Annotated in this window: 14 protein-coding genes and 2 tRNA genes; 13 read left to right on the forward strand and 3 right to left on the reverse strand. The window is 68.7% G+C overall.

From position 1 onward, the window contains the following. The first annotated feature begins 57 nt into the window (after window positions 1–57). From hisS to CKCBHOJB_RS04070, 11 genes are all read left to right on the forward strand, one after another. On the forward strand, window positions 58–1,353 hold the full coding sequence (gene hisS, locus CKCBHOJB_RS04020) for a histidine--tRNA ligase (protein ID WP_281050749.1): 1,296 nt from the start codon (window positions 58–60) through the stop codon (window positions 1,351–1,353). Between the two features lie 2 nt (window positions 1,354–1,355). Next, window positions 1,356–2,000 carry a tetratricopeptide repeat protein gene (locus CKCBHOJB_RS04025; protein WP_281051607.1) on the forward strand — a complete coding sequence of 215 codons (645 nt, stop codon included), beginning with the start codon at window positions 1,356–1,358 and terminating at the stop codon, window positions 1,998–2,000. Between the two features lie 3 nt (window positions 2,001–2,003). Continuing rightward, window positions 2,004–3,146: an outer membrane protein assembly factor BamB gene (bamB, locus tag CKCBHOJB_RS04030; protein WP_281050750.1), complete on the forward strand. Its 1,143-nt coding sequence runs from the start codon at window positions 2,004–2,006 to the stop codon at window positions 3,144–3,146. A gap of 13 nt (window positions 3,147–3,159) precedes the next feature. Then, window positions 3,160–4,488, forward strand: coding sequence for a ribosome biogenesis GTPase Der (der, locus tag CKCBHOJB_RS04035; protein ID WP_281050751.1), 1,329 nt, complete (start codon window positions 3,160–3,162; stop codon window positions 4,486–4,488). A 117-nt stretch (window positions 4,489–4,605) separates the two neighbouring features. Next, on the forward strand, window positions 4,606–4,842 hold the full coding sequence (gene hfq, locus CKCBHOJB_RS04040; RefSeq protein ID WP_281050752.1) for an RNA chaperone Hfq: 237 nt from the start codon (window positions 4,606–4,608) through the stop codon (window positions 4,840–4,842). 51 nt (window positions 4,843–4,893) lie between these two features. Then, entirely contained in the window at window positions 4,894–6,051 is a 1,158-nt protein-coding gene (gene hflX, locus CKCBHOJB_RS04045; RefSeq protein ID WP_281050753.1) for a ribosome rescue GTPase HflX, read from the forward strand. Window positions 6,052–6,065: 14 nt separating this feature from the next. Then, window positions 6,066–7,376, forward strand: coding sequence for an FtsH protease activity modulator HflK (gene hflK, locus CKCBHOJB_RS04050; protein ID WP_281050754.1), 1,311 nt, complete (start codon window positions 6,066–6,068; stop codon window positions 7,374–7,376). Further along, entirely contained in the window at window positions 7,376–8,257 is an 882-nt protein-coding gene (gene hflC / locus CKCBHOJB_RS04055) for a protease modulator HflC (RefSeq protein ID WP_281050755.1), read from the forward strand. The genes hflK and hflC overlap by 1 nt, the downstream gene beginning before the upstream one ends. 7 nt (window positions 8,258–8,264) lie before the next feature. Beyond that, window positions 8,265–8,450, forward strand: coding sequence for a DUF2065 domain-containing protein (locus CKCBHOJB_RS04060; RefSeq protein WP_281050756.1), 186 nt, complete (start codon window positions 8,265–8,267; stop codon window positions 8,448–8,450). Between the two features lie 7 nt (window positions 8,451–8,457). Next, window positions 8,458–9,615, forward strand: coding sequence for an ATP phosphoribosyltransferase regulatory subunit (locus CKCBHOJB_RS04065; protein ID WP_281050757.1), 1,158 nt, complete (start codon window positions 8,458–8,460; stop codon window positions 9,613–9,615). A 4-nt stretch (window positions 9,616–9,619) separates the two neighbouring features. Beyond that, window positions 9,620–10,930 carry an adenylosuccinate synthase gene (locus CKCBHOJB_RS04070; protein WP_281050758.1) on the forward strand — a complete coding sequence of 437 codons (1,311 nt, stop codon included), beginning with the start codon at window positions 9,620–9,622 and terminating at the stop codon, window positions 10,928–10,930. Between the two features lie 194 nt (window positions 10,931–11,124). Here CKCBHOJB_RS04070 and CKCBHOJB_RS04075 read toward each other — a convergent pair. Together CKCBHOJB_RS04075 and CKCBHOJB_RS04080 are read right to left on the reverse strand one after the other, a co-directional pair. Next, a tRNA-Leu gene (locus CKCBHOJB_RS04075) sits at window positions 11,125–11,209 on the reverse strand. A gap of 174 nt (window positions 11,210–11,383) precedes the next feature. Further along, window positions 11,384–11,468, reverse strand: a tRNA-Leu gene (locus CKCBHOJB_RS04080). Between the two features lie 39 nt (window positions 11,469–11,507). Here CKCBHOJB_RS04080 and rnr point away from each other — a divergent pair. Together rnr and rlmB are read left to right on the forward strand one after the other, a co-directional pair. Then, window positions 11,508–14,480 (forward strand): ribonuclease R, encoded by a 2,973-nt coding sequence (rnr, locus tag CKCBHOJB_RS04085; RefSeq protein ID WP_281050759.1) that lies wholly within the window; start codon window positions 11,508–11,510, stop codon window positions 14,478–14,480. Next, window positions 14,473–15,225 (forward strand): 23S rRNA (guanosine(2251)-2'-O)-methyltransferase RlmB, encoded by a 753-nt coding sequence (gene rlmB, locus CKCBHOJB_RS04090; RefSeq protein WP_281050760.1) that lies wholly within the window; start codon window positions 14,473–14,475, stop codon window positions 15,223–15,225. The genes rnr and rlmB overlap by 8 nt, the downstream gene beginning before the upstream one ends. A gap of 53 nt (window positions 15,226–15,278) precedes the next feature. Here the strand turns inward: rlmB and CKCBHOJB_RS04095 are convergent, their stop codons facing one another. Next, a complete protein-coding gene (locus CKCBHOJB_RS04095; RefSeq protein ID WP_281051608.1) occupies window positions 15,279–15,533 on the reverse strand; it encodes a ferrous iron transport protein A in 255 nt (84 codons plus the stop codon). Between the last annotated feature and the right edge of the window lie 2 nt (window positions 15,534–15,535).

Here is a 15,535-nt window from a genome sequence, read left to right on the forward strand (position 1 = left end):
GCGCCGCAACGAACAACGACCACCGCGCGTGAGCGCGACACAGAAGAACAGAAACACATGAGCCAGACCTTGCAGGCCGTGCGCGGGATGAACGACATCCTGCCGGCCGACGCCGAAACCTGGGAATACTTCGAGGACATCGTCCGTGACTGGCTGCAGAGCTACGGCTATCGACCGATCCGCATGCCGCTGGTCGAGCCGACGCCGCTGTTCAAGCGCGCGATCGGCGAGGTCACCGACATCGTCGAGAAGGAGATGTACTCCTTCGAGGACGCGCTCAACGGCGAACACCTGACGCTGCGTCCGGAAGGCACCGCGTCCTGCGTGCGCGCCGCCATCCAGCACAACCTGATCCCAGCCGGCGGTCCGCAGCGCCTGTACTACTACGGCCCGATGTTCCGCCACGAGCGCCCGCAGAAGGGGCGCTACCGCCAGTTCCACCAGATCGGCGTCGAGGCGCTGGGCTTCGCCGGTGCCGACACCGACGCCGAGCTGATCCTGATGTGCGCGCGGCTGTGGGAAGACCTCGGCCTGGAGGACGTCGCCCTCGAGATCAACTCCCTGGGCGCGCCCGAAGAGCGCGCGCAGCACCGCGCCGCGCTCATCGCCTACCTCGAGCAGCACCAGGACAAGCTCGACGAGGACGGCAAGCGCCGCCTGTACACCAACCCGCTGCGCATCCTCGACACCAAGAATCCCGAGCTGCACGCGATCGTCGAGGCGGCACCGAAGCTCGCCGACTACCTCGGCGAGGAGTCGAAGGCGCACTTCGACGCGGTGCAGGTCTTCCTCAAGGATGCCGGCATCCCGTATCGCATCAACCATCGCCTGGTGCGCGGCCTCGACTACTACAACCGCACCGTGTTCGAGTGGGTCACCACGCGCCTCGGCGCGCAGGGCACGATCTGCGCCGGTGGGCGCTACGACGGCCTGTTCGAGCAGCTCGGCGGCAAGCCGCAGCCGGCGGCCGGTTTTGCGATCGGCATCGAGCGCCTGCTGCTGCTGTGGAAGGAATGCGGTGGCGAGGCCGAGCGCTCGGTGGCCGACGCCTACGTGGTCAGCGTCGGCGAGGCCGCCCAGCGCCTGGGTATGCGCGCCGCGGAAACCCTGCGCGAGCACGGCTTCGCGGTGCTGATGCACTGCGGCGGCGGCAGCTTCAAGGCGCAGATGAAGAAGGCCGATGCGAGCGAGGCGCCGGTGGCGATCGTGATCGGCGAGGATGAGGCCGCGGCCGGCGAGGTCGGCATCAAGCCGCTGCGCGGCGGCGGTGCCCAGCAGCGCGTCACGCTCGAGGCGCTGCCCGAGGCGATGGCCGTGCTGCTGTATTCCGAAGAACCCGAACTAGAGGCTTGATGATGGCGGTCTACGATCTCGAAGAGCAGGAACAGATATCCGAACTCAAGGCCTGGTGGGCGCAGTACGGCAACTTCGTCGTCACCCTCGCGGTGGTGGCGGCGCTCGCCTCGGTGGGCTGGCAGGGCTGGAACTGGTACCAGAACCGCAATGCCGCCGACGCCGGCGTGCTGTACTACGCGGTGCAGCAGGCCGCCGAGCAGCAGGATGCGCAGAAGGCGCGCGAGGCCGCCGGGCGGCTGATCGGCGAGCACGGCGGCAGCGTCAGCGCCCAGCTCGGCGCGCTGCTGTCGGCGGCGCTGCAGTTCGAGAGCGGTGATCTCGCCAATGCCCGCGCCCAGCTCGAGTGGGCGGCCGACAAGGGCAAGGACGCGGCGCTGCGCGATCTCGCCCGCCTGCGTCTGGCCGCCGTGCTGCTGCAGCAGGGCGAGCACGATGCGGCGCTCGCCCGCCTGGAGGCCGCGCCGAGCGCGGCGTACAAGACCCGGTTCGACGACCTGCGCGGCGACGTCCTCGCCGCCCAGGGCAAGAAGGCCGAGGCGCGCGCCGCCTGGCAGGCCGCGATCGACGGCCTTGCCGCCGAAGGCGAGGAAGCCGCCACCCTGCGCGAGGTCGTGCGCGTGAAACTTGAATCGCTCGGAGTCTGACCGATGAAGCCGTTCCCGCTGCGCCTGGTTCCGCTGCTGGCTGCCGTCCTGGTTTCCGCCGGCTGCTCGTCGCTGAATCCGTTCTCCAGTTCCGCCGCCAAGCCCGCGCCGCTGGCGGATTTCACGCCCTCGGCCCAGCTCGCCGCCGCCTGGCAGGCCAACATCGGCGAAGCCGGCCCGTATCGCTTCCAGCCCGCGGTGTGGAGCGATGCCGTATATGCGGCAGGCAATGACGGTGAGGTGGCGCGCTTCGAGGGCGGACGCCCGGTGTGGCGCATCGACACCGACACGGAGCTGTCGGCGGGTGTCGGCACCGACGGCCGCCTGGCGGTCGTGGCCGCAACCGACGGTGCGGTGATCGCGCTCGACGCCGCGACCGGCAGCGAACGCTGGCGCGCGAACGTGGGTGCCGAGGTGCTCGCGCCGCCCGCCGTCAGCCTGGAGTTCGTCATCGTCCGCGCCTCCGACAACCGCCTGATCGCGCTCGATGCGCGCGACGGCAGCCGGCGCTGGGTGTACCAGCGCAACAACCCGCCGCTGGCGCTGCGCAGCTTCGCCAGCGTGGTCATCGAGGGGCCGGTGGTGCTCGCCGGCTTCCCCGGCGGCAAGCTGGCGGTGATCAACCTCGCCAATGGCGGCGCGATCACCGAACTCAACGTTGCCGTGCCGCGCGGTGCGACCGAACTCGAGCGCGTGGCCGACATCGCCGGCACCCCGGTGGTCGGCCGGCGCGAGGTGTGCGCGGTCAGCTACCAGGGTCGCGCCGCGTGTTTCGACACCTCCAACGGCAACACCATCTGGGCGCGCGATCTTTCCAGCAGCGTCGGCATGGACCGCGATGCGCGCTTCGCGATGATCACCGACGAGCGCGACGCGGTACAGGCGCTCGACGCCTACAGCGGCGCCAGCGTGTGGAAGCAGGATGCGCTCGCGCGCCGCCAGGTGTCGCGGCCGCTGATCGTGGGCGACCACGTGGTCGTCGGCGACGTCGAGGGCTACGTCCATCTGCTGAACCGCGAGACCGGCGCCTTCGCCGCCCGCGACCGCGCCGGCAGCGAGGCGATCGGTGCCGATCCGGTGCCGCTCGGCCGCGGCTTCGTCGTTCAGGACGCCGACGGCGACATTACCGCGTACGAAGTACGCTGAGGCAGTACAGCAAGTGAAACCCACCATCGTTCTGGTCGGCCGGCCCAATGTCGGCAAATCGACCCTGTTCAACCGCCTGACGCGCACGCGCGATGCGCTGGTCGCCGACCAGCCGGGCCTCACCCGTGACCGTCACTACGGCGTCGGCCGCGTCGGCGACCGCGATTATCTGGTCGTCGATACTGCCGGCTTCGACCCCGTGGCCAAGGACGGCATCATGCACGAGATGGCGCGCCAGGCCGAACAGGCGATCGCCGAGGCCGACGTGCTGCTGTTCCTGGTCGATGGTCGTGCCGGGCGCACCCCCCACGACGAGAACATCGCCGCGCGCCTGCGCCGTGCCGGCCGGCCGGTGCATCTGGTGGTGAACAAGGCCGAAGGTCTCGACCGCGCGATGGTCGCCGCCGACTTCCATGCCCTCGGTCTCGGCGATCCGCTGCCGGTGTCCGCCGCCCATGGCGACGGCGTCAAGCAGCTCGTCGAGCTGGTGCTGGCGCCGTTCCCGCTCGACGACGAGAAGGAGGCGCGCGAGGACGAAGGTCCGCGCGTGGCGATCGTCGGCCGGCCGAACGTCGGCAAGTCCACCCTGGTCAATACCCTGCTCGGCGAGGAGCGGGTAATCGCCTTCGACATGCCGGGCACCACCCGCGACGCGATCGCGATTCCCTTCGAGCGCGAGGGGCGGCGCTACACGCTGATCGACACCGCCGGCCTGCGTCGGCGCGGCAAGGTCTTCGAGGCGGTGGAGAAGTTCTCCGTCATCAAGACCCTGCAGGCGGTGCAGGAGTCCAACGTGGTCGTGCTGGTGCTCGACGCGGCGCAGGACATCTCCGACCAGGACGCTCACATCGCCGGCTTCGCGCTCGAGGCCGGACGCGCGCTGGTGGTGGCGATCAACAAGTGGGACGCGGTGGACGACTACCGCCGCGAGCGCCTGAAGTCCGACATCGCGCGCAAGCTGGCCTTCCTGTCCTTCGCGCGCTTCCACCAGATCTCGGCGCTCAAGTCGCAGGGCATCGGTGGGCTGCTGAAGTCGGTCGATGCGGCCTATGCCGCCGCCACCGCCGATCTGTCCACGCCGCGGCTGACGCGCGCGCTGCAGCAGGCGGTCGCCCGCCAGGCGCCGCCGCGCCATGGCCTGGCGCGGCCGAAGATGCGTTACGCCCACCAGGGTGGCATGAACCCGCCGGTGATCGTGATCCACGGCAACGCCCTGGACGACATTCCACAGTCCTACGTGCGCTATCTGGAACGTTGCTTCATGGAGGCGTTCAAGCTGCAGGGCACGCCCTTGCGCATCCAGTTCCGTACCACGCACAATCCGTACGCGACGCGGACTTGAAGACTTTCGGCGTCCAGAACCCGTCTCCACACCCGGATTTCGTTGCATACTGTTATTGCGCAGTGCAGCAATGAAATTCACTGCATTCTTATAAACACAATATAAAGAGGTTCAGCAATGAGCAACAAAGGGCAACTTCTACAAGACCCCTTCCTCAACACCCTGCGTCGCGAGCACATTCCGGTGTCGATCTATCTGGTCAATGGCATCAAGCTGCAGGGCCAGGTCGAATCCTTCGACCAGTACGTCGTGCTGCTCAAGAACACCGTGACGCAGATGGTCTACAAGCACGCCATCTCCACCGTCGTCCCCGCGCGCCCCGTCGTCATCCAGCAGGAAGAGGGCAGCAACTGAGGCCGCAGCGCATCGTTGGCGGCCGGCTGATCCCGGCCGCAGGGGGCGCCCATGTTTGAGCGCCCCGCCTCGGGAGAGCGCGCGATCCTCGTCCAGCTCGACCTCGGCCAGGGCGCGATCGACGAGCGCCTGTCCGAACTCAAGCTGCTGGTGCTCAGTGCGGGCGCCAGCGTCGAGGCCGTGGTGCAGGGCAAGCGTGCCGCGCCCGACCCCAAGCTCTTCGCCGGCAGCGGCAAGGTCCAGGAGATCGGCGAGGCGCTGCGCGCCAACGGCGCCGACATCGTGATCTTCAACCACGCCTTGTCGCCGGCCCAGCAGCGCAACCTCGAGCGCGAGCTGCAGTGCATGGTCATCGACCGCACCGCGCTGATCCTCGACATCTTCGCCCAGCGCGCGCGCAGCCACGAAGGCAAGCTGCAGGTCGAGCTCGCCCAGCTCGAGCACCTGGCCACGCGCCTGGTGCGCGGCTGGACCCACCTCGAGCGCCAGAAGGGCGGTATCGGCCTGCGCGGCCCGGGTGAAAAGCAGCTCGAGACCGACCGCCGCCTGCTCGGCAACCGGGTCAAGATGCTCAAGTCGCGCCTGGCCCAGATCGAGAAGCAGCGCAAGGTTCGTCGGCGGGCGAGGGAACGTCGCGACGTTCTGTCGGTCTCTCTCGTCGGTTACACCAATGCGGGCAAGTCGACGCTGTTCAATGCGCTGACGAAGGCGGGGGCCTATGCGGCCGACCAGCTCTTCGCCACGCTCGACACCACCTCGCGCCGGCTCTACGTGGGCGGCGAGCAGGGCGGCGTCAGCGTGGTGCTGTCGGACACCGTCGGCTTCATCCGCGACCTGCCGCATGCGCTGGTCGCGGCTTTCCAGGCGACACTCGAGGAGACCGCGCAGGCCGATCTGCTGCTGCATGTGGTGGATTCGGCCAGCGAGGACCGCGACGCCCAGATCGAGGCGGTGAACCTCGTTCTCGCCGAGATCGGCGCGGCCGACGTGCCGCAGATCCTGGTGTGGAACAAGATCGACCTGACTCGGGCCGCTCCGGCGGTCGAGCGGGGTGACTGTGATAAGATCAGGCGCATTTTTTTGAGCGCCCGAACGGGGGAAGGTCTCGACCTGCTTCGCGACGCGCTTGCCGAAGTGGCGCAGCAGACCTTTGGTGACAACGCCGGCCGCCATCACGGCGAGGCGGACGAACGACCAGAACAAACGTGATAACAGGCATTCTCATGTCACTCAACGACCCACGCTGGGGTAGCCAGGGCGGCAACGAAGGCGACCGCAACGACGGTAATCGTGGCGACGACAATCGCAACGACGATCTGCGCGGCGACCGCAATCGTGGCGCAAACCAGGGACCGCCCGACCTCGAGGAGGTCTGGCGCGACTTCAACCAGCGCCTGTCCGGCATGTTCGGCGGCAAGCGCGGCGGCCGCGGCAGCGGTGGCGGCGGCGGAGGCGGTGGTGCGCCGCAGCTGCCGAACTTCTCGTTCAAGCAGTTCGGTGGCGGCATCGGCGTGCTGCTGGTGCTGGTCCTCGTCATCTGGCTGGCGAGCGGTTTCTACACGGTGGACGCCAACCAGCGCGGCGTGGTGCTGCGCCTCGGCAAATACGTCGGTACCACCGAGCCCGGCCTGCGCTGGCGCCTGCCGGCGCCGATCGAGACCCACGAGATCGTCGACCTGACCGGCGTGCGCACGGTCGAAGTCGGCTATCGCGGCTCGGAGCGCAACAAGGTGCTGCGCGAATCGCTGATGCTCACCGACGACGAGAACATCATCAACATCCAGTTCGCGGTGCAGTACATCCTCAACAGCCCGGAGAACTACGTGTTCAACAACCGCTTCCCGGACGAGGCGGTCGGCCAGGCCGCGGAAACCGCGATGCGCGAGATCGTCGGCAAGAGCCGCATGGACTTCGTGCTCTACGAGGGTCGCGAGGAGATCGCCACCACCGCGCACGAGCTGATGCAGCGCATCCTCGACCGCTACGAGACCGGCATCCAGGTCAGCCGCGTGACCATGCAGAACGCCCAGCCGCCCGAGCAGGTGCAGGCCGCGTTCGACGACGCGGTCAAGGCCGGCCAGGACCGCGAGCGGCAGAAGAACGAAGGCGAGGCCTATGCCAACGACGTCGTGCCGCGGGCGCGCGGTACCGCTTCGCGCCTGGTCGAGGAAGCCAACGCCTACCGCGAGCGCGTGGTCGCCAACGCCGAGGGCGAGGCCAGCCGCTTCAGGCAGGTGTTCGCCGAGTACAGCCGGGCGCCGGAAGTCACCCGCGAGCGCCTCTACATCGAGACCATGCAGCAGGTGATGTCCAATACCTCCAAGGTGATGATCGACGCCAAGGGCAACGGCAACCTGCTGATGCTGCCGCTCGACAGGCTGATGGAGCAGGCCGGGGGCAAGGCGGCCGCCGCTGCTTCGGTGGCCGCGCCCGATCCGCAATCCGCTGCCGGCCTGAGCGCGAATGCGCCGATGCCGTCGCTGGATCCGCGCAACCGGGAAGGAATGTTCAGTCGTGAGCGGGGAGTACGTTGATGCGTGACAAGATGTCCCTGATCGGCGGTACGCTGCTGCTGATCGCCGTGATCGCCTCGATGTCGCTGTTCACCGTCGACCAGCGCCAGTATGCGATCGTGTTCCAGCTCGGCGAGGTCAAGGAGGTCATCTCCGAGCCCGGCCTCAATGCCAAGCTGCCCTTCATCCAGAACGTGCGCTACTTCGACAAGCGCATCCTGACGATGGATACGCCCGAGCCCGAGCGTTTCATCACCTCCGAGAAGAAGAACGTGCTGGTCGATCACTTCGTCAAGTGGCGGATCATCGACCCGCGGCTCTACTACGAGTCGGTCGCCGGCGACGAGGCGCGTGCGCGCACCCGCCTGACGCAGACGGTCAACGCCGGCCTGCGCGAGGAGTTCGGCCGCCGCACGGTGCACGACGTCGTTTCCGGAGAGCGCGACAACATCATGGAGCAGATGCGCGAGCGTGCCGACCGCGACGCGCGCACCATCGGCGTGCAGATCGTCGACGTGCGCCTGAAGCGCGTCGATCTGCCCAACGAGGTCTCCGAGTCGGTCTATCGCCGCATGGAAGCCGAGCGCAAGCGCGTGGCCAACGAGCTGCGCTCGCTGGGCGCCGCCGAGGCCGAACGCATCCGCGCCGACGCCGACCGCCAGCGCGAGGTCATCATCGCCGAGGCCTACCGCTCGGCGCAGGAGGCCATGGGTGAGGGCGACGCCAAGGCGACCTCGATCTATGCCGAGGCCTTCGGCAAGGACCGCGAGTTCTACGCCTTCTATCGCAGCCTCGAAGCCTACCGCTCGAGTTTCGCCGGCAAGGACGACGTGCTCGTGGTCGATCCGAGCTCCGACTTCTTCCGCTTCATGAAGGATGCCGGAGGCGCGCCGCGCAACTGATGCCTTCATGGGAAGCTCGCTCCTCACGGCCTTCGCTCTGATGCTGATCATCGAAGGCCTGCTCCCCTTCGTCGCGCCAGCCGCCTGGCGCGAAACCTTTTTGCGCCTCGCCAGCATGGCCGACGGCCAGATCCGCTTCATCGGTCTGAGCTCCATGGTGGCCGGGGTGATCCTGCTCTTCATCGTTCTCTGACACCACCATGCGCTGGGTACTGCCCGATCACATCCAGGACGCGCTGCCGTCCGACGCCCACCGGCTCGAGAGCTTGCGCCGCCGGCTGCTCGACGCCTTCCGGGTGCGCGGCTACCAGCTCGTCGTGCCGCCGCTGCTCGAGTATCTCGATTCGCTGACCACCGGCGCCGGCCAGGACCTCAAGCTGCGCACATTCCAGCTCGTGGACCAGCTCTCCGGACGCACCATGGGCGTGCGCGCGGACATGACGCCGCAGGTCACCCGCATCGACGCCCATCTGCTCAACCGCCGCGGCGTGTCGCGTCTGTGCTACTGCGGCAGCGTGCTGCACACCCTGCCGTCGACGCTCACCGCCACCCGCGAGCCGCTGCAGCTCGGCGCCGAGCTCTACGGCCACGCCGGCATCGAGGCCGATCTCGAGATCCTGCGCCTGCTCGCCGAGGTGCTGCGCCTGGCCGAGGTGCCGGCCTCGCGCATCGACATCGGTCACGTCGGCCTCTTCCATGCGCTCGCTGCGCGTGCCGGCCTGGTGCCGGGGCGCGAGGAGGAGTTGTTCGACCTGCTGCAGGCCAAGGACGTGCCCGAGCTGCGCCGCGTGCTCGCCGACGTCGCCGAGCCGGTGCGCAGCGCGCTGCTCGCGCTGCCCGAACTCTACGGCGGCCCCGAGGTGCTCGACGAGGCGGCAGCACGCCTGCCGCAGGACGCGGAGATCGCCGCGGCGCTCGGCGAATTGCGCGCGCTCGCTGCGGCGCTGGCCGACCTGCCGGTGAGTTTCGATCTCGCCGACCTGCGCGGCTACCACTATCACAGCGGCATCGTCTTTGCCGCCTACGGCGCCGATTCGCCGGCCGCGCTCGCCCTCGGCGGGCGCTACGACCGTGTCGGCGAAGCCTTCGGCCGCGCCCGCCCGGCGACCGGTTTCAGCCTCGACCTGCGTGAACTGGTGTGGCGCCTGCCGGCCCCCGCGGCGATGGCGGGCGCGGTGCTCGCGCCGCTGGTCGAGGACGCCGGGCTGGCCGAAGAGGTCGCGCGCCTGCGCGCACATGGCGAGATCGTCGTCGCCGCGCTGCCCGGACATGATGGAACTTGGAACGAGGCCGGCTGCGACCGGCAACTGGTGAAGCGGGACGGTCGCTGGACGATCGTGCCGTTACAGGGAGAGTGAGAGAATGGCAAAGAACGTCGTCGTTGTCGGCACCCAGTGGGGTGACGAGGGCAAGGGCAAGATCGTCGACTGGCTGACCGACCATGCGAAGGGCGTCGTGCGCTTCCAGGGCGGTCACAACGCCGGCCACACGCTGGTGATCGGCCAGACCGAGTACAAGCTGAACCTGGTGCCTTCGGGCATCGTGCGCGAGGGCGTGGCCTGCTTCATCGGCAACGGCGTGGTGCTCGATGCGCACCACCTGCTGTCGGAGATCCGCACGCTCGAAGCCGGCGGCATCAAGGTCCGCGACCGCCTGCGCATCAGCCCGGGCTGCCCGCTGATCCTCGGTTATCATGCCGCGCTCGACCGCGCGCGCGAGGCCGCCAAGTCGGCCGGCGACAAGATCGGCACCACCGGCAAGGGCATCGGCCCCACCTACGAGGACAAGGTCGCCCGCCGCGCGCTGCGCGTCTACGACCTGTTCGACCGCGAGCGCTTCGCCGCCAAGCTCAAGGCCAACCTCGACTACCACAACTTCGTGCTGACCCAGCACCTGGGTGCCGAGCCGGTCGAGTTCCAGGCCGTGTTCGACCAGGCCATGGCGGATGCCGAGGAGCTGCTGCCGATGGTGGCCGACGTCTCCGCCGAGCTCTATGCGATCAACAAGTCGGGCGGCTCGCTGCTGTTCGAAGGCGCGCAGGGCACGCTGCTCGACATCGACCACGGCACCTATCCCTTCGTCACCTCCAGCAACTGCGTCGCCGGCCAGGCTGCGGCGGGTTCGGGCGTCGGCCCCAGCCGCCTGCACTACGTGCTGGGCATCACCAAGGCCTACTGCACCCGCGTCGGCGGCGGCCCGTTCCCGACCGAGCTGGACATCGAGACCAAGGGCGTGCCCGGCGAGCAGATGTCCACCAAGGGGCGCGAGTTCGGCACCGTGACCGGCCGCAAGCGCCGCTGCGGCTGGCTGGACCTCGCCGCGCTCAAGCGCTCGATCATCATCAACGGCGTCACCGGCCTGTGCATCACCAAGCTCGACGTGCTCGACGGCCTGGAAGAGCTCAAGCTGTGCACCGGCTACATGCTCGACGGCAAGCGCATCGACCTGCTGCCGATGGGTTCGGAAGAGGTTACGCGCTGCGAGCCGATCTACGAAACCATGAAGGGCTGGAGCGGTACCACCTTCGGCGCGCAGAGCTGGGACGCGCTGCCGCAGGAGGCGCGCGCCTACCTGCACCGCATCGAGGAGATCTGCGAGATCCCGATCGACGTGATCTCCACCGGCCCCGAGCGCGACGAAACCATCCTCCGTCGTCATCCGTTTGGCGCCTGATTTCGTCTCGTCGCCGAGCCCGGTCGCAGCCGCGACCGGCGCTGCAGGAAACGCGGGAGTGGTTCTGTCCGCGAACGGCATCCCCGCATGGGGCGTTCGCAGACCGGTCCGCTCCCGCGGCGTTTTCGCCCGAACTGACGCACGTTTGCCGGTGAACGAAAAAAGCCGGCTTAAAGCCGGCTTTTCCCTGCGTTTGGTGCCCAGAAGAGGACTCGAACCTCCACGCCTCGCAGCGCTAGTACCTGAAACTAGTGCGTCTACCAATTCCGCCATCTGGGCAGGGACGCGCATAATAGCAAAGGCTTTCGCGTACGTGAAGGGTTTCGTGAATCTTTTTGCGCGACGACCGCTGGAGGCGATGGCTCATGGACGGGCGGTAGCCGCGATCTCATCCGGCGCGGTTGACGATGGACAACAAAAAAGCCGCTCCGAAGAGCGGCTTTCCTGTGAAACTGGTGCCCAGAAGAGGACTCGAACCTCCACGCCTCGCGGCGCTAGTACCTGAAACTAGTGCGTCTACCAATTCCGCCATCTGGGCAAGAAGACGCGCATTATAAGCACCAAAAGAAGAATGTCAATGACTCGTAAAACGAAAAAAACCGAAAAGAACCCGGCGAAGGCCTCCCGCAAGCGCACGGACGCGAACACGCCCGCCACGCGCAGCGCATCGAAGCGCGCCGCCTCGTCCCATCACGGCGCCAGGGCCGGCGCTGCACCGAAGACCGCGTCCCGAGCGCCCGCGCAAGCAGAGGGCGGCGACAGGTCGGGCCAACGGGCGCCGGGCGCAGCCGAGCTGGCGCCGATGCCCGCCAGGGGCGCGGGCCGCAGCCGGGCCGCGCGCAAGGCTGCCGCAGCCCATGCCGCGGTCGGCGTGCACACGAGCCCGATCCGTCTCGCCGACCCCTTCCGCGCGCGCGAGACGCAGCAGTACGAGAACCCGCTCCCCAGCCGCGAATACGTGCTGCAGATCCTCGCCGAGCGCGGCGTGCCGATGCCCTTCCCGGAACTCGCCGCCGCGCTCGACATCGCGCCACACGAGCTCGATTTCTTCGACCGCCGCCTGCGCGCGATGGAGCGCGATGGCCAGGTCGTGCGCAACCGCCGCGACGCCTACCTGCTGCCGGCCAAGGCCGACCTGATCAAGGGCCGCGTCGAGGGCCATCCGGACGGCTTCGGCTTCCTGCGCCGCGACGACGGCGGGCCGGACATCTTCCTCGGCCCCAAGGAGATGCGCGAGGTGCTGCACGGCGACCGTGTGATGGTGCGCATCGCCGGCCAGGATCGCCGCGGCCGCCCCGAGGGCAAGCTGGTCGAGGTGCTCGAGCGCGCCAACTCCCGCGTGGTCGGTCGCGTCATCAACGAGCACGGGGTGATGATCGTCGTGCCCGAGAACCGTCGCCTGGCACAGGACATCCTGGTCGCCCCGGGCGGGCGCAAGAAGCCCGAGCCGGGTCAGATCGTCACCGTCGAGCTGGTCGAGCAGCCCACCAAGTTCGCGCAGCCGATCGGGCGCATCGTCGAGGTGCTCGGCAACTACGCCGACCCCGGCATGGAGATCGAGATCGCGCTGCGCAAGCACGACCTGCCGTTCGAGTTCTCCTCCGAGGCCAAGGCGCTGACGCGCAAGCTGCCGGACAAGGTGCGCAAGAAGGACTGGGCCGGGCGTGAGGACCTCACCCGCCTGCCGCTGGTCACCATCGACGGCGAGACCGCCAAGGACTTCGACGATGCGGTGTACTGCGAGCGCCAGGGCAAGGGCTTCCGCCTGATCGTCGCCATCGCCGACGTCTCGCACTACGTCGACGCCGGCAGCGCGCTCGACCAGGACGCCTTCGACCGCGGCAACTCGGTGTATTTCCCGCGTCGGGTCATTCCGATGCTGCCGGAGAAACTCTCCAACGGCCTGTGCTCGCTGAACCCGCAGGTCGAGCGCCTGGCGATGGTCGCCGACATGAACATCTCGGCGACCGGCGCGATCAAGTCCTACCGCTTCTATCCCGCGGTGATCTGGTCGCACGCACGCCTGACCTACACCAAGGTGGCCGCGGCGCTGTACGAGAACGATGTCGGGGTGCGCGCCGAGCTTGCCGAGCTGCTGCCCCACCTCGAGAACCTCGACAAGCTCTTCCGCGTGCTGCTCAAGGCGCGCGCGACGCGCGGCGCGATCGACTTCGAGACCACCGAGACGCGGATGATCTTCGACGACAACGGCAAGATCGCGCAGATCGTCCCCGAGGTGCGCAACGACGCCCACCGCCTGATCGAGGAGTGCATGCTCGCCGCCAACGTGTGCGCGTCCGACTTCCTCGCCAGCCGCGAGCATCCGGCCCTGTACCGCATCCACGACAGTCCCTCCGAGGACAAGCTCGCCAAGCTGCGCGAGTTCCTCAAGGAATTCGGCCTCGGCCTCGGTGGCGGCGACGAGCCGCGCGCCGGCGATTTCGCCAAGCTGCTCGAGCAGGTCAAGGACCGCCCCGACGCCCAGCTGCTGCAGACGGTGATGCTGCGCTCGTTGAAGCAGGCGATGTACAGCCCGGACAACGTCGGCCACTTCGGGCTGGCCTACGAGTCCTATACCCACTTCACCTCGCCGATCCGGCGCTATCCGGACCTGCTGATCCACCGCGGCATCAAGGCCGCGCTCGCCGGCGAGCAGTACCGCCCCGGCGACTGGGAGCAGATCGGCCTGCACTGCTCGATGACCGAGCGCCGCGCCGACGACGCCACCCGCGACGTGGTCGCGTTCCTGAAGTGCTACTTCATGCAGGACCGCGTCGGCGAGGAGTTCACCGGCAGCGTGTCGGCAGTGGTGTCCTTCGGCCTCTTCGTCGCGCTCGACGACATCTTCATCGAGGGCCTGCTGCACATCTCGGACCTCGGCAGCGACTACTTCCACTACGACGAGACCCGCCACGCCCTGATGGGCGAGCGCACCGGCAAGCAGTTCCGCCTCTCCGACCGGGTGAAGGTGCAGCTGGTCCGTGTCGACATGGCGACCAACAAGATCGACTTCCGCCTCGTCGAAGGCCCGCTCGCGGTGGAGCGGAAGGTGCCGGAGAAGTCCGCCGGGGCAGCGCCGGTGCCGGTCGTCGACGCCGCACCCGCTGCACCGGAAGCCGCCGCGCCCAAGTCGCGCAGCAAGCGTGCGAAGAAGGTCGTCGCCGAGCTCGTCCCTGCGCCGGTCGTGGAGGTTGCGCCCGCCGCTGCGGAGACCGCTGCGCCTGAGCCCCGCAGCAAGCGCGCCAAGAAGGCTGCAGTCACGGCGGCCGTCGAGGCACCCGCCGCCGTGCCGGCGCTTGCCGAGCCGAAGCCCCGCAAGAGTCGTGCAAGGAAGGCTGCAGCCGAGCCGGTCGCGGTGTCCGTGCCCGTGGTCGAGGCCCCGGCTGCCGCTCCGGCGGTCGCCGAGCCCAAGCCCCGCAGGACGCGCGCGAAGAAGGTCGTCGCTGAAGCGGTCGCCGCACCTGCAGCCGAAGCGCTAGAATCCGCGCCCCCGACTCCGGCCCGACGCGCCGGCCGCAAGACTTCCGCAAAGGGCTCCGACCGTGGCTAAAGCACCCGAGAACACTCCCACCCGCCTGATCTACGGCTTTCACGCCGTCTCGGCCAAGCTGCGCCACGCGCCCGACTCGGTGCTGGAGATCTTCCTGTCCGCCGACCGCAAGGATGCGAGGGTGAAGAAGTTCCTCGCCCAGGCCGAGGCCGCCGGCGTGCGCATCACCCCGAGCGAGGGCGACAAGCTCGACGGACTGGTCGGCACCCGCCGCCACCAGGGTGTGGTTGCCAAGGTCGATGCCACCCGGCGCGACATCAAGCTCGCCGACGTGCTCGACAGCCTGGACGAGAATGCGCTGATCCTGGTGCTCGACGGCGTGCAGGACCCGCACAACCTCGGCGCCTGCCTGCGCGTGGCCGACGCCGCGGGCGCGCACGCCGTGGTCGCGCCCAAGGACCGCGCGGTGGGGCTCAATGCCACCGCGGTCAAGGTCGCCAGCGGCGCCGCCGACACCGTGCCCTACATCACCGTCACCAACCTCGCGCGCGCACTGCGCGAGATGCAGGACGCCGGCGTGTGGGTGGTCGGTGCCGCCGGCGAGGCCGAGAAGTCCATCCACGACATCGACCAGAAGGTGCCGGTCGCCTGGGTGCTCGGCGCCGAGGGCGACGGCCTGCGCCGGCTCACCCGCGAAACCTGCGACGAGCTCGCACGCATCCCGATGCACGGCAGCGTGGAGAGCCTGAACGTGTCGGTGGCCAGCGGCATCTGTCTGTTCGAGGCGCGCCGGCAGCGCGGTTGAGCGAACGGCGCGGGCGGAAGCGCTTGATGAGCGTTTTCGTCGCGCCGGCGCGATCAGGCCGGTTCGGCCCAGATGTGGCGGGCGACGGCATGCTCGATCGCGAGTTCCACGTGCTCGCACAGCAGCACCGTCATCGGCTGCTGCTGCAGGACCTTCACCGCGTGGGCGGCCGATAGCCCGTAGGCGTGGAGCTGCTCGCGTTGCAGCGGGTCGATCTCGTCGCCGAACTCGGCGATGCGCACCATGCGACCCACCGGCGTGCCGGTGAGGCGGATGCGTTCCTGCGCATGCGCGTGGGGCGCGTTCATCA

It is taken from the genome of Thauera sp. GDN1, assembly GCF_029223545.1.
In the GTDB taxonomy this organism is placed as follows: Bacteria; Pseudomonadota; Gammaproteobacteria; order Burkholderiales; family Rhodocyclaceae; genus Thauera.

Coding starts and splice junctions, on each gene's coding strand:
- hisS (WP_281050749.1), top strand. CDS start 58: ATGAGCCAGACCTTGCAGGCCGTGCGCGGGATGAACGACATCCTGCCG.
- hfq (WP_281050752.1), top strand. CDS start 4,606: ATGAGCAACAAAGGGCAACTTCTACAAGACCCCTTCCTCAACACCCTG.
- hflK (WP_281050754.1), top strand. CDS start 6,066: ATGTCACTCAACGACCCACGCTGGGGTAGCCAGGGCGGCAACGAAGGC.
- rnr (WP_281050759.1), top strand. CDS start 11,508: ATGACTCGTAAAACGAAAAAAACCGAAAAGAACCCGGCGAAGGCCTCC.
- hflX (WP_281050753.1), top strand. CDS start 4,894: ATGTTTGAGCGCCCCGCCTCGGGAGAGCGCGCGATCCTCGTCCAGCTC.
- CKCBHOJB_RS04095 (WP_281051608.1), bottom strand. CDS start 15,533: ATGAACGCGCCCCACGCGCATGCGCAGGAACGCATCCGCCTCACCGGC.
- CKCBHOJB_RS04065 (WP_281050757.1), top strand. CDS start 8,458: ATGCGCTGGGTACTGCCCGATCACATCCAGGACGCGCTGCCGTCCGAC.
- hflC (WP_281050755.1), top strand. CDS start 7,376: ATGCGTGACAAGATGTCCCTGATCGGCGGTACGCTGCTGCTGATCGCC.
- CKCBHOJB_RS04060 (WP_281050756.1), top strand. CDS start 8,265: ATGGGAAGCTCGCTCCTCACGGCCTTCGCTCTGATGCTGATCATCGAA.
- CKCBHOJB_RS04070 (WP_281050758.1), top strand. CDS start 9,620: ATGGCAAAGAACGTCGTCGTTGTCGGCACCCAGTGGGGTGACGAGGGC.
- bamB (WP_281050750.1), top strand. CDS start 2,004: ATGAAGCCGTTCCCGCTGCGCCTGGTTCCGCTGCTGGCTGCCGTCCTG.
- CKCBHOJB_RS04025 (WP_281051607.1), top strand. CDS start 1,356: ATGGCGGTCTACGATCTCGAAGAGCAGGAACAGATATCCGAACTCAAG.